This is a genomic window from Natrarchaeobius versutus (assembly GCF_041205745.1).
In the GTDB taxonomy this organism is placed as follows: domain Archaea; phylum Halobacteriota; class Halobacteria; order Halobacteriales; family Natrialbaceae; genus Natrarchaeobius; species Natrarchaeobius versutus.
The window spans coordinates 95,838-109,300 of sequence record NZ_JBGFCC010000002.1; the positions used below are offsets into that span (position 1 = coordinate 95,838).

The window sequence follows — 13,463 nt, forward strand, 5'->3', positions numbered from 1 at the left end:
AGGAACTGTCGGCCCTCGTTACTGAGACGCCCGAACGGTCCGGGATTGGCTCGGAGATCCGACCTCCACTCCGTCTCGTACGGTATACTGTCAGTCAGTTCCGGCGCAACCACCGCCCGGGTCGCGGTTGCAACGGTTGACTCGCTACACTCCTCCACCGAGACTCGTCTCACACGGCTCGACTCACCGCCGGTCCATCGGGACAGTAATCCGTATCAGTCGTCTTCGCTCTCTCCAGCCCGTCCGGTACCCGTCGGAACCGACGGTTCGTCCATCGGTGTCGAAGTACCCTGTGTCTCTTCGAGTTCTTTCGCCGAATACTCACGGAGTTCGTAGACGAACTCGTTGACGCGGTCTTCGTCGGGTTTGGCGGTAACCAACGAGACGGCGACGAGAACGACCGCGGAAGCGATCAGACCCGGCACACCGATCCACAGGCCGAGTGGAATCGCGGCACCCGTCAGCGAGTAGTACCAGATGACCCCGATACCGACGAGCAATCCGGCGACGGTTCCCTGCCAGTTCGCCCTCGGCCACCAGAACGCGGCGATCGCAGGTGGGAGCAACAGCAGGTATCCCGGGATCGCAAGGTCGATCGCGACCTCGACGAGCAACCCGAGATCGATGAGCGAAAATCCGAGTGCCAACAACGCGAGCAACCCGGAGAAGATCTTGGAGTTACGCGAGAGCTTCTGCTCGGAAATATCGGCGGCGAGCAGTTCCTCGTAGACGTCTCGAGAGACGATCGATCCCATCATGAGGATCATCGTATCGGCGGTCGACATCGCGGCCGCGACCGCGGCCGCCATCAGAATCCCGAGGACCGGGCCGGGCATCTCGAGAATGTACTGAAGGATAACCGTATCGGGGTTTTCGAGCCCCGAGTAGGCGGTCAGCCCCGCGAACGCGATGAGACCTGGGAAGATCGTCAACAACACCAGCGCGGAAAACGAGTCACCGAATCCCATCGCCCACACTGCAGACTGGCGTTTCGAGGAGTAGTAGCGCTGCCAGATGTGGGGGAAAACCGGAATCGCGAGTCCGAACCCGGCTGCAGCGGTGTAGAGGTAGAGCGGATCCATCGTCACCTGTCCGACGGAGTCGAACTGTTGGGCGGCGTTTACGTAGACGTCGGACGGCGTCGTAAGGAGAACGTATCCCGTTACGGCGACCATCCCACCCCACAGCAAAACCGCCTGAAGCGCGTCGGTGTATGCGACGCCGCGCATTCCGCCGATCGCGATGTAGGCGGCCATCGCGATACCGATGATCACGGCCGCCGCTTCACGCGAGATCAGGCCGTCGGTCAACACGTTGAGCACGAGTCCCATCCCGGTGAACTGGATGGTCACGTAGAACATCGTAAAGCCGACGGCGATGAGCGCGACCAGCACGCGAACCAACGTACTCCCGCCGTATCGATCGGCGAAGAGGTCGGCCGGCGTGACGTAGTCTTTGCCGGTCTTACTGATCTTCCAGATCTTCTCGCCGAGCATGACGATGATCGGGAAGTCGGTGACGACGATGGCTCCGATGATCACGAGTCCGGCGATCCCGAGATCGTAGGCGATCCCGCCACCGCCGAGGAACGTGTACGCCGAAAACGCCGAGGCGATCATCGTCAGGAAGATGACGATGCTACTCAGCGATCCGTTCGCGACGAAGTAATCGCTGACGCCGACGTCGGTCAGTCGGTTTCCGTACATCGAGAGGACGAATAACCCGACCAGGTAGACACCGGTCAGGCCCAGACCGACGTAGATCCACGTCGACATCTATTTCCCCTCCGGCGTCTCGGCCGGTTTCGGTTGCGTGAAGATCTCCCGCAGGTCCGGTTTCCCGAGGTAGAGCCACGCGAGGACCGAGTTTGCGGCGACGATGAACGTCAACAGTGCGATCAGGACGACGAATGGTTCCGGGAGACCGACGATGGTTCCCGTCGGTTGCTGATAGTAGTACAAATAGCCGATCAGTATGAGGTTGGTTAGAACGGTGAATCCGACCCACCCCCGACCAATCGTCGCCTTTCCGTTGCGTTTGTGCCCCTCTGACATACTATTCCGGTTTGCTACTATTTCCATATAAATCTGGTTATTCAGGATAGTTTCTCAAAATTGAGCGGAGAGTGTAGAATTATGTACCAGTTGTATTCGAGTAGGATTGACGGAACGCTACGTTGCGTATTTTTCCATATAATTCGACTGTATCGACATAATACAAAGATTAATCAACCACGTTTCCCAACTATCTCGACAGTATGCAAACGGACCCTAATGGCCGATCTAACCGGCCCAATCCGAATCGAGGCGTGAACGAGACAAGGGTTGGAAAATATTCAAATGAGTGTGGTGGACGATGATCGACCCGCAGGACGTCCCGCGGTTTGCAGGAGTATCCTCGTTTATGCGGATGCCACACACGTACGACCTACTCGAGGAAACCGACGCCGACGCGGCCTTTCTCGGTATTCCATTCGACGACGCGACGACGTACCGCACCGGCGCTCGGTTCGGTCCGAGGGCGATCCGCGAAGCGTCGACGCTACTCAAGCCGTACAACCCGATTACGGAGACGAACCTACAGGAGTATTCGATCGTCGACCACGACGACGTTCCGGTGGTACCCGGATATATCGAGGAGACGTTTGCCGAGATCGAAGAGCGTGTCGGATACGTCCTCGAGTCGGAGACGATTCCCGCGATCGCCGGCGGCGACCACTCGACGACGTTACCCGTGTTGCGGGCCGTCGCAGAGCAACACGGTCCAGTATCGCTCGTCCAGTTCGACGCTCACTCTGACCTCTGGACGGAATACTTCGGAAAGGAACACAACCACGGGACGACAGTCCACACGGCGATCGAGGAAGGGCTGATCGATCCCGAGTCGTCGATCCGAATCGGCGACCGTGGCGGTCTCTACGGCGCGGACGACGTCGATCTCATCGAAGACTCCGGCATCGAGTACGTCACGACCGACGAGGCCGCGTCTCGAGGGTTCGACTCGCTGGGCGAGCGCATCCACGACAGAGTGACCGGTCCAGCGTTCGCGACGATCGATATCGACGTCGTCGACCCCGCGTTCGCACCCGGAACGGGGACTCCCATGCCCGGCGGACTGAGCTCGCGGGAGATCCTCCGCTTGACTCGAGCGCTTCACGGCGTCGACCTCGTCGGATTCGACCTCGTCGAAGTGGCACCCGCCTACGATCCTGCTGGAACGACCGCTATTCTCGCGGCGAACGTGATGTTCGAAGCGCTGTGTGCGGCACTCGACGGGACCGAGTAATCGACGGCTCCCTCGCACAGGGTCACACAGTTCGACAACGACGAAACGGCCGTCTGTTATTCACCCTCGTCGCCGTCGAGATCGAGTTTCCGGACGAGCGTCGAAACCCGTTCCCGGTCGCGCTCGAGTTCGGCGTCGGAGCGGTCGTCGAGCGATCCCGAATCGTCGAGGGACTCGAGCGGGAGCGTCCCGCCGGCAACCCCGAACGTCGTCCCCGCTGGCCAGACGGCGACGTGGGCCTCGGCCGGAATCCCGTCTGTCTCGCCAGCGATCCGATTCGTCTCATCGTCGGGCCGATCCGCGTCGACTGGATACGTGACGTCGAGAACCGACCAGGTCCCCGCCGTGCCCTCCGGTCCGTCGAACTCGAGTTCGTCGCGGACGCCGTCGACTTCCACGCCGGCGTCCGCTATCATGTCGACGAACTGGTCTCGTGCCGTCGATGCGGCTTTCGAGTGAACCGACTCGGGGGAGACGCCGACCGACGACAGCGGTGGCGAGAACTCGAGGTCCACCGCGAACAGCAAGCGGGGTGGGAGGTCGGTCGCCACGGCGTCGGCGAGCGGCGACGGGTCGACGGGTTCGTACAGCGTCGTCTCTGCGGTGATGGAGACGATCAGGACGCTCGTCTCTCCGACGCGCGTCCCGAGCGTCGTCCAGCGTTCGGCCAACGGCTCCGGCAGATCGGTCATCGGCCCCGCTACGTGTGGACGGGTTTTCGATCTGGCGATGTTCGGGCCGGTCGGTGGCGGATCACTCGGCGCCGGCGAGTCGTCGCGAATCGAACCGGACCGGTGAACTGTGCGGTTCATACGGTCTGCTGTCAGTCATTTCCGGTGCGACCGCGACCCGTCCTGCGGTCGCACCGGTAAATCGTTACAGCAAACCGTATCAATCCGCGCGAAGCCCGTCGAAGTAGATCGACCGACGCTCGTCGGCCGCGGGGGAGGTCACGAGCGAGACACCGACGGTCGCGACGAGCCCAATTCCCATCCCCACCAAGCCTGCGGTCCACCCGCCGTAGGTCGCCGGAACGGCGGCGACGAACAGACTCGAGAGATAAAACAGCTGACTCGAGAGGATTCCCGCCGTGATGCCGGCTCGCGTCGTCTTTCGCCAGTAAAGGGCGACCATGACGGGAAGGGCAAGCTGGGCGAAGCCGCTGAAAGCGGCGTCGCCGAGTTCGAACAGCGTGGCGGGGTTGAAGAGGCTCGCGGCGAATGCGGCGGTCGCGAAGACCACGACGCCGCCGCGGGCGATCAGGTCCTCGCGGCGTTCGGAGACGTCCCGGTCGAAAAACCCGAGCGTCGGCCGGTAGAGATCGCGCGTAAAGTACGACGAGCCGGACAGCAACATCGAGTCCGAGGAAGACATCATCGCGGCCATCGCGCCGGCGATGACGAGCGCGGCGAACCAGACCGGCGTGTACTCGGCGAGCACCGCCGGGAGGACGTTGCCGCCTTCGGGGACCGTCACGTCGAGCCCGCGCGCCCACGCGCCGAGCATGAACGAGGGGACGAACAGCAACACGCAGAGGATCGGCCAGAGCGCGAAGGACCGCTTCAGTACCGTCCTCGAGCCGGCGGCGAAAAAGCGCTGGTTGACCTGGGGGAACATCGCGACGCCGAAGCCGATCACGATCGCCGTCGAGAGCATCCACTGAGCCGTGTAGTGATTGCTCCCGAGCGCAAGGTGGTGGGCCGCCTCCGCCTCGAGGGCCGCGGTGGCCGCTCCCGGGCCGCCGACAACGGCGAGCACCCAGAGCATCGCGACCCAGGTCGTGACGAGCATGAACGCGCCCTGGAGGGTGTCGGTCCAGGCGATGCCGCGCATGCCGGCGACGACGACGTAGAGGATCATAAAGGCCGTAATCAGCCCCGCGCCGACGGCGTAGGGGAGTGCCCCTTCGGTCAGCGCCTCGAGGGCGGTGCCGGCGCCGACCTGCTGGAGCATGACGTACGGAAAGAGCCAGACGAGGCTGACGCCGGCGACGAGGCCGCGGAGCCACCGCGAGGCGAAGCGATCGCCGAGCATCTCCCCGAGGGTGACGTAGTCGTATTGCCGACCGAGAAGCCACTGTTTGTAGCCGATGACGTACCAGAGAATCGCGAAGATGATGCCGTCCATCAGGCCCATGACGAGTACCCACTCCGGCCCCTCGTGGTAGGCGACGTTCGGACCGGCGAAGAAGGTAAACGCCGACAGGAGCGTCGCGAACGTCGTAAAGAGAAGCACGACGGTTCCGAACGTCCGGCTCGCGAGGTAGAAGTCCTCCGCGGTGCGGTCGGTCATCCGGTAGGCGACGAGGCCGACGGCGAGCGCTAAAATCAGGTAGCCGACGATGATCCCGAGTTGGATCTCGAGCGTCACCGATCGTCACCTCCGACGGTCGGACTCGAGGCGCGTTCGCCACCAGCAGGATCGCTCGCACCCGGCCGATCGGACACCGACCCGGATTCGATGCCGATGCCCCAGGCTCGCTGGGCGAACAGCCAGAAGACGATCGAGGTGAGTCCCATCCAGCCGACGTGCCACCAGAGCCACAGCGGAACTCCCGCGACCAGCGTGTCGTCACCCCACAGAAACCACGGAATCGCGAGCGCGGAGAGGACGACCGCGACGGCGATCCACCCCCACAGTTCTCGTCGGCGCATGTCGGCCGGTCGGTACCAGCCGCGTGTAACCGTTTCGTTCGATGGCCGTCCCGAGAGCGAACGGTACTGAACCGCTCGCCAGACAGTAGCTAAAATCGGTCTTTCACGTAGGAAAAAGCGTATAGGGTTCGGACAGAGACTGACAGCCGAAGCCGACATGGCCCGTCTGTTCCCATTCCGTTCCGAGACGACCGCACGGGACGGCACACCCCGCGTCGTCGACCTCGAGGGGGAAGACGCCGACGCGGTGTTCAGTGCGCTCTCCTCGACGACCGCCCGACGGATTTACGCCCACCTCGACGACGAGCCGGGGACGCCCAGTGACGTCGCCGACGCGATCGACTCCTCGATCCAGAACGTTCGGTACCACCTCGAAAACTTGGAGGACGCCGGACTCATCGAGGTCGTCGATACGTGGTACTCCTCGCGGGGCAACGAGATGAGCGTCTACGGAACCACGGACGGGCCGTTGATCGTGACGAGCGACGAGTCGACGGCCTCGCAGTTGAAGACGGCAATCTCGCGGCTGATCGGCGGGATCGGCGCGCTCGCCGGCGGGAGTCTCCTCGTCCAGTACGGCGTGAGTCGATGGTTCGGATCGTCCGGGATCGCGGCCGACGAATCGGCTCCCCTAGGTAACGGAGACTCGGCGCCTGCAGGAGCAGATGCGGACGAAGACGCGGCCAACGGATACGCCGCTGCGGACGACTCGGTCGACGAGACGGCGGACCCACCCCCAGGAGACGAACCCACGGATGACACACCCCCCGAAGACGAATCCGTGGAGGATGCGCCCTCCGAAGACGAACCGGTGGACGCGGAGGAGGACGAACTGGACGCCGCCGACGTCGACGATGGTGACGACGAAGACGACGAGCTCTCGGCCGAAGCGGTCGCCGAGGACGATTCACCTGACGAGACCCCCGAGGATGACTCGCTCGACGACGTCGCCACGGACGAATCAGAAGACCTCGCTGTGGACGACGACGCGGACGCCCGGACCGACGATGGAGAAAGTACAGAGTTCGACGGAGGAGCCGAACCGCCGGCTGACGACGGTCAATACATGGTCGACGGCGGGGCAGAGGCGACCGATGCGGTCGTCGGAACCGTGCCGCCGGGATTGCTCTTTTTCCTCGGCGGCCTGGTCGTGTTGCTCGCGATAACGGCCTACTGGTACTGGTCCCAACCGTCGTACTGATACCTGGTTTCTTTCGAACGTCAACAGCTATTTGGCTCTCACGCACTATATTCTACACAAACCGGTCTCTGTACGCAACATCTGCGTCACCGCTCCCCTTCCGGGGACAGATCTCCAATGGAAGACACGACCAAATACCTCATTCACGCAAACGTTACGGCTGACGGGGTCGTCGAGCGGAGCGACGTCGTCGGCGCCATCTTCGGGCAGACCGAGGGCTTACTCGGCGACGAACTCGACCTCCGCGACCTCCGTCAGTCACAGAAGGTCGGCCGCATCGACGTCGAAATCGCGAGCACGAAAGGAACCTCGAGCGGTCACCTCACGATCGCGACGAGCCTCGACAAGGTCGAAACCGCCACGCTCGCCGCCTCTCTCGAGACGATCACTCGCGTCGGTCCCTGTCGTGCCTCCCTCGAGGTGACCGAGATCGAAGACGTCCGCGCGGCGAAACGAAAGGACGTCGTCGACCGCGCGAAGGAACTGCTTCGAACGGGCTTCGACGACACGGTGATGACCTCCGAGGAGATTCTCGCGGAGGTTCGCCAGCACGTCCGCGTCGAGGACATCACCGAGTACGAAGGACTGCCCGCTGGTCCGCGGGTGACCGACAGCGACGCGATCATCATCGTCGAGGGTCGGTCGGACGTTCTCACCCTGCTCAAGTACGGCGTCAAAAACGCCATCGCGGTCGAGGGAACGAACGTCCCCGACGCGGTGGCAGAGCTTACCCGCCACCGCACGGTCACCGCCTTCCTCGATGGCGACCGCGGCGGCGACCTCATTCTGGAAGAGCTCTCCCAGGTCGGGGACATCGACTACGTCGCGTTCGCGCCCGCAGGCGAGTCCGTCGAGGAACTCGACCACCACCAGCTCTTTGCCGCCCTGCGAAACAAAGTTCCCTACGATAACGTCTCGGAACTCAACGAACCGCGCGAGGCGGTCGCCGCGACCGATGGGAGCGCGACGCCCGCACCGGCACCCTCCGACTCGCGAACCGTCTCTCCGCCGTCGATCGACGAGGAATCGAACGACGACTCCTCCGTGGCCGAGGCCAAACCGGCGAAGCGATCGCAGACGTCGCCGCATCCGGCCGACGGGGCGTCCGAGTCGGGAACCGCCGGCTCCGAATCGAAACCAACCGAGGACGACGAGGTGGTCAGCGTCTACGAGCACGCGAGCGAGATCGTCCGCGCGGGAACCGACCGAGTTCGGTTCCTCGACGACGACGGCGAGACGATCGACGAAGCCGACGTGAGCGCGGCCGACGAAACCCTCGAGGCGGTCGATCCGGCGCCCGCGGCGATGATTCTGGACGGAATCATCGGCCAGCAGTTGCTCGACGTTGCGTCGGATCGCGGCGTCGAGTTGATCGTCGCTCGAGCACTCGGGCAGTTCACGAAGCGGCCGACCGGCGTTCGTGTCTACGCGATCGACGAGATTGCCACGGAGCCCCCCGACTCGTCCTGAACGCCACGACCGCTCCGATCAGCCGATCACGGCGAACGAGAGGACGAGGAGTGCACAGACGATCGCCCCCGAGAGCGTCGCGAGGAAGTTGACGCCCTGATTGCCGAGTACCGTTCCCTCGAGCGTCGCGCCGAGTAGGCTATCGACGGTCATGCCGATGAAGCCGGCGGCGACGATGATCGCCGCGCCGACCGCGCCGACTTCGGGGAACAACACGTAGGATATGCCGGCGACGATGGCCGCACCCGCCAGCCCGGCGAGTTCGCCCTGCCAGGTGACGCCGCCGTCGGTACCCGGCTCGACGGGCTCGAGCGTCGTGATCAGCCGCGGCGTCTCGAAGACGCTTCCGATCTCGCTCGAGAACGTATCACTCATCGCGGTCGAGACGGAACCGGCGAACGCAAACAGGAAGACGACGGGCGCGATGTGATCGGAGAGCAACGACGCGGAACTGGCCGCGTAGCCGAGAACGGCGACCAGCGCGACGGCCGCGTTGCCGAGGACGTTGCCGCTCCCGCGAGCGCCGTCGTTGTCCTCGGCGACGCCCATCTCCTCCTTTCGGTCGTACTTGAACTTCGTCGAGAGCCCGCCAAGTGCGAAGAAGGCGATGAGTACGGCGAACCAGCCGTAGCCGCCGAGGACGATCGTCACCAGACCGAGAAGGATGCCGGTCAGCATCCCGGCGATCGACGCCGTATCGAGCGCGTAGGAGACGTACCCGAGCGCGACGGTGACGGCGAGCGCCGCGACGATCTCGAGCGGGCCGATCGCCGGCTCGAGTTCTGCGAGAAGCCAGAGGAGGAGTCCGACCGAGAGCATGACGATCGGGTCGTCGTACAACAAGAGGACGTCCCGGAGCAAAGCGGCGAGTAACGCGCCGCTGGCCGCGAGAAAGACGATCGTCGGAGCCGCGGACTCGAGGGGGGCGCCCTCGACCGCGAGCGTTCCCGCGTGACCGATCGCGGCCGCGGCCGTTGCGCCCAGACAGAAGACGATCACGATGACGACCTCGTGGTCCGTTCGCGTGCGGGCGACCTGTTCGGCGAGGTTGCCGTAACCGATGAGGAAGACGGTTCCGACGAAGACGGCGATCGACATCGACGACGTCGCGGCGATCAGCCCGAGCGCAACTCCGGCGAGGACGAACGTGATCAGCCCGTAGAGGCGGTTGTCCTCGTAGTCTCCGGGGTAAGCGAGGAGGTCGAATATCGGACCGTCGGTGACGGCGAACGCACCCAGTAACACGACCGCGGCGAGGGTGGCCCCGACCACCGACCCGAATAGCGGAACGGCGAGCGAGAGCGTACAGATGGCCGCAAAGACGGCGGCTCGCCGGACGGGTGTTGTCACGGTACCGGTGTCTTTCTGTGGTGGTTACTTGAAGGTTCCCGAACACGCTCCACGGTCGATTTCGTCCGCGACAGCGGGTCTGGTGTCGGTCTTCGTATCGGTAAACGAATCAGCTGACGGACAGGACCCGGAACCGGTATACTCTCGGATACTGAACGAACAGTCGTGGGACTGTACGAACGATATCTCACGTATCGCATCCGTCGCCACGATGGAGTGGATCCCGAACACGTCGCCCTCGTCATCACCGAACGCGACCTCCTCGAGAACGACGGATACGAGACGCTCACCGACTGCTTCGAGTGGGCGTTCGAGTACGCGTCTCGAGTGACGGTTTACGTGAGCGTCCTCGACGCCGAAGCGGTTCCGGCGTTGCGACGCGAACTGGAGGCGATCGACGCGCCGCGAGACGTCGCCGTCCGCGGGCCCGACGACCGGACGCCCGCGGACGCGCCGATTCAGATCGGGATCGGCCTCGGCGGCAAACACGAGTTTACGAGCGCAGTCAAGACGCTCGCCGAAGGTGTCGAAGCCGACGAGATCGATCCGGGAGAGATCGACGACGAACGCGTCGAGGAACACCTCGTCTTCCCCTCGGAACCGGATCTGGTCGTCAAGACGGGGGCCGAGCGACTCTCGGATTTCATGATCTGGCAGTCGGTCTACTCGGAACTGTACTTCACCGACGTCAACTGGCGCGATCTCAGAAAGCGGGACTTCCTGCGCGCCGTCAGGGAGTACCGCAACCGATCGCGACGGTTCGGACGGTAGGTGAACCGATCGCGACGGTTCGGACGGGAGCCAAACCGGTTCGACGGTTCGGACGGGAGCCAAACCGGTTCGACGGTCCGATCGGAGCCGCCGCCCTTGCACGTGCAACGTAAGGCGGAGTGACCGTCGCGGTGACTGATAACGAACGATGGTCGCGTTCGCGTCGTTTGTCGAAAGCGAGACGGTTCTCGCGGCACTGCTCGTCGGAGCGATTACGGTCGCACACCTGCTCCCGGACGAACTGCCCGAGTCGACCGGACTCTCCCGCCGGAGCCTGCTCTCGCTGACCGGCGGCGTCTCGATCGTCTACGCGTTCGTCCACCTACTCCCCGAACTCGACGAGCGTCAGGAGGCGCTCGAGGGCGTTTCGGTTCTCCTCTGGTCGCTCGGCGCACACCACGTCTACGCCGTCGCGTTCGTCGGCCTCGCACTGTTTTACGGCCTCGAGCGGCTAGCGGCGGTATCGGAGTCCCGCGATTTTGGCCGGCGGCTCGGGCCGGTCGCCGACGATCCGGTGTTCTGGGTCCACGTCGGCGCGTTCGCCGTCTACAACGCGTTCATCGGCTACGCAGTGGTCCGAGGCGAGACCGGTGCCGACAACGTCGCGCTGTTCGGGGTCGCCATGGCGCTTCACGTCGTCGGCAACGACGAAGCGATGGAGCGACGCCACCGCGATCTGTACAGCAACTTCGGGAAGTGGATTCTCTCGAGTGCGGTCGTCGTCGGTGCCGGGATCGGCGCGATGTACGCGATCAGCGACGTCGCGTTCACGACCCTACTCGGACTGTTGACGGGCGGTATCGTCTTCAACTCGATCAAGGACGAACTCCCCCGGACGCGAGAGAGCCGGTTCTGGCCGTTCGCCGCGGGTGCGACCGCCTACGGGCTGTTGTTACTCCTCCTGTGATACCGTTTCCCCGCTGTGGACCTCGCGTCGACGGTCGTCACGAATCGCTGTACGACCGCCTCCGAAAGCCTTAGGCGCGACTCACTGCCGGTGGACAGCCAAACCGTATCAGTCGGCCGCCCGTCCGCTCGAGTCGATGCCCTCGACGCCGTCGCCGTCGGCTCGCTCGATGGCCTCGAGGTCCGAGCGTTCGGCCGTCGCCAACGAGTCGCGGAACCGTTCGACGACCGATCGGGCTTCCGGAAGCTCCGATTCGCCCATCGCGGCGAGCAACGCGAGCGCTCGGCGAGCGCGGGTTCGGCGCCAGGATTCCTCGCGGTGCTCGTAGGTTCGGATGCCACGCAGGAAGTCGGTCTTCGAGAACTCCGGCCAGTAGGGGGTACAGAAGAAGACGGCCGCTTCGTTGCCGTTTGCGTGCCACGGCAGGAAGTTCGAGGTTCGCTCGTCGCCGCCGGTACGGATGATCAGATCCACGTCCCGAACCGGGCGATCGTAGAGTCGCCGCTCGATCGTCTCGACGTCGATCTCGTCGGGGTCGATCCCGCCGTCCTCGACCTCCGCGGCGACGTCTCGAGCCGCCTCGAGCAGTCGCGAACGGCCGCCGTAGGCGAGCGCGATGTTGAGGACGAACCGGTCGTGCTCGCGGGTTCGCCGTTCGGCGTACGTGACCGCCTCCCGGACGCGTTCGGGGAGCATCTCTGTCTCGCCGATCGCGCGGATACAGACGCCGTTCTCGTGGACCTGCTCGGCGTCGGCGAACTCGCGGAGTTTCTCACAGAGGAGGTCGAACAGCGGCTCGTTCTCCTCGTCCGGGCGGTCGAAGTTCTCCGTCGAGAACGTATACAGCGTGAGTTCCTCGACGCCGACGTCGTGACACCACTCGAGGATCCGTTCGGTCGTCTCGACGCCGGCGCGATGGCCGTCGTGTGCGTCGCCACCGTTGCGGCGGGCGTAGCGCCGGTTGCCGTCCTGGATCACCGCGACGTGTGTCGGCGCACCGGAGATCTCCCGCGAGAGCAGACGCTCGTAGGCCGCATCGACGTGCCGACGGAGCCACCGCCTCATCGATCGGTGTGAGGATACGAACGACTATGTGTCTTGTGTGTCACTCTCCGCCACTGATACCGACCGAAAGGCACTTTCACCCCCGCTACCGGTTCTCTGCGGTGTGAAATTCATTCGAGTCGACCGTTTCGGGGACGGATCGAGACGACGGACTCAACTTGCGGCGAGACGACGGCTCGAGGGGATGAGACGCCGGACGTCAAACCCCGCCATACGGCCGCGAAACGACTCGAACGAACCGTGACGGCTATCAGTGCGGGGAGTCTCGATTCGGACGATGGCAGACGCGAACTCGAGTCCGATCGACGAGGAGCTCTACCGGCGGACAAAGGCGCTTTTGGAGCCGGGAGAGATCGAGCTCAACGGGATGATCGTTCACACCGAGTACGACGGGAGCGAGGACGTCCAGATGATGCAGGCGACGATCGACGTCGGAGATATCGTCGCCGAACACGCCGGTCACGATCCACGTGACTGTTACGTCTACTCCGGCAACGACGACCCCGATTTTTCCTCGAACCAACACCAGGGGCTCACCCTCGAGGGCGAGGAGTTCGTCTGGGAGTGTCAACAGCTGTTGCGCGACGGCTCGTTCGACGTCGTGATCTATTTCGAGGCCAGCGCCGGCCACGACGCGATCCTCGCGGACGTCCGCGAGATGGGATTCGAAGTAACCGGCGTCGAGGGCGACTGATATCGACTGCTGGCTGAAACGGACTGCCAACTGATTCCGGACGCCCACAGGGCAACGATCACGTTC

The 13,463-nt window shown here is 64.0% G+C and carries 13 protein-coding genes; 6 read left to right on the forward strand and 7 right to left on the reverse strand.

What is annotated here, in order from left to right; all coding sequences use genetic code 11:
• Positions 1-215: 215 nt before the first annotated feature.
• Positions 216-1,775, reverse strand: a complete 1,560-nt coding sequence (locus AB7C87_RS05795) for a sodium:solute symporter family protein (RefSeq protein WP_369728476.1) — start codon at positions 1,773-1,775, stop codon at positions 216-218.
• A complete protein-coding gene (locus AB7C87_RS05800) occupies positions 1,776-2,054 on the reverse strand; it encodes a hypothetical protein (protein WP_369728477.1) in 279 nt (92 codons plus the stop codon).
• A 301-nt stretch (positions 2,055-2,355) separates the two neighbouring features.
• Here AB7C87_RS05800 and speB point away from each other — a divergent pair, with 301 nt between their 5' ends.
• Entirely contained in the window at positions 2,356-3,285 is a 930-nt protein-coding gene (speB, locus tag AB7C87_RS05805) for an agmatinase (protein WP_369728478.1), read from the forward strand.
• A 56-nt stretch (positions 3,286-3,341) separates the two neighbouring features.
• On the opposite strand, the gene AB7C87_RS05810 is transcribed toward speB, so the two are convergent.
• The 3 genes from AB7C87_RS05810 to AB7C87_RS05820 all read right to left on the reverse strand — a co-directional run bounded on the left by AB7C87_RS05810 (position 3,342) and on the right by AB7C87_RS05820 (position 5,939).
• Positions 3,342-3,977 (reverse strand): DUF6517 family protein, encoded by a 636-nt coding sequence (locus AB7C87_RS05810; protein ID WP_369728479.1) that lies wholly within the window; start codon positions 3,975-3,977, stop codon positions 3,342-3,344.
• A gap of 199 nt (positions 3,978-4,176) precedes the next feature.
• Entirely contained in the window at positions 4,177-5,655 is a 1,479-nt protein-coding gene (locus AB7C87_RS05815) for a sodium:solute symporter family protein (RefSeq protein ID WP_369728480.1), read from the reverse strand.
• Positions 5,652-5,939, reverse strand: coding sequence for a DUF3311 domain-containing protein (locus AB7C87_RS05820; RefSeq protein WP_369728481.1), 288 nt, complete (start codon positions 5,937-5,939; stop codon positions 5,652-5,654). Before AB7C87_RS05820 ends, AB7C87_RS05815 begins: the two co-directional genes overlap by 4 nt.
• Before the next feature lie 157 nt (positions 5,940-6,096).
• Between AB7C87_RS05820 and AB7C87_RS05825 the strand changes: the two genes are divergently transcribed.
• On the forward strand, positions 6,097-7,140 hold the full coding sequence (locus AB7C87_RS05825; protein ID WP_369728482.1) for an ArsR/SmtB family transcription factor: 1,044 nt from the start codon (positions 6,097-6,099) through the stop codon (positions 7,138-7,140).
• Between the two features lie 117 nt (positions 7,141-7,257).
• Complete coding sequence (gene dnaG / locus AB7C87_RS05830) at positions 7,258-8,610, forward strand: DNA primase DnaG (RefSeq protein WP_369728483.1); 1,353 nt, start codon at positions 7,258-7,260, stop codon at positions 8,608-8,610.
• Between the two features lie 18 nt (positions 8,611-8,628).
• Here dnaG and AB7C87_RS05835 read toward each other — a convergent pair whose 3' ends face one another.
• Positions 8,629-9,960, reverse strand: a complete 1,332-nt coding sequence (locus AB7C87_RS05835; protein WP_369728484.1) for a DUF92 domain-containing protein — start codon at positions 9,958-9,960, stop codon at positions 8,629-8,631.
• A gap of 165 nt (positions 9,961-10,125) precedes the next feature.
• Between AB7C87_RS05835 and AB7C87_RS05840 the strand changes: the two genes are divergently transcribed.
• The gene (locus tag AB7C87_RS05840; RefSeq protein ID WP_369728485.1) at positions 10,126-10,731 is read left to right on the forward strand and encodes an undecaprenyl diphosphate synthase family protein; all 606 of its coding nucleotides are present in this window, start codon (positions 10,126-10,128) and stop codon (positions 10,729-10,731) included.
• 148 nt (positions 10,732-10,879) lie between these two features.
• Positions 10,880-11,638 (forward strand): hypothetical protein, encoded by a 759-nt coding sequence (locus AB7C87_RS05845; protein WP_369728486.1) that lies wholly within the window; start codon positions 10,880-10,882, stop codon positions 11,636-11,638.
• A 108-nt stretch (positions 11,639-11,746) separates the two neighbouring features.
• Here the strand turns inward: AB7C87_RS05845 and uppS are convergent, their stop codons facing one another.
• Entirely contained in the window at positions 11,747-12,703 is a 957-nt protein-coding gene (gene uppS / locus AB7C87_RS05850) for a polyprenyl diphosphate synthase (RefSeq protein WP_369728487.1), read from the reverse strand.
• Positions 12,704-12,980: 277 nt separating this feature from the next.
• Between uppS and AB7C87_RS05855 the strand changes: the two genes are divergently transcribed.
• Positions 12,981-13,397, forward strand: coding sequence for a DUF5778 family protein (locus AB7C87_RS05855; protein ID WP_369728488.1), 417 nt, complete (start codon positions 12,981-12,983; stop codon positions 13,395-13,397).
• The last annotated feature ends 66 nt before the right edge of the window (positions 13,398-13,463 follow it).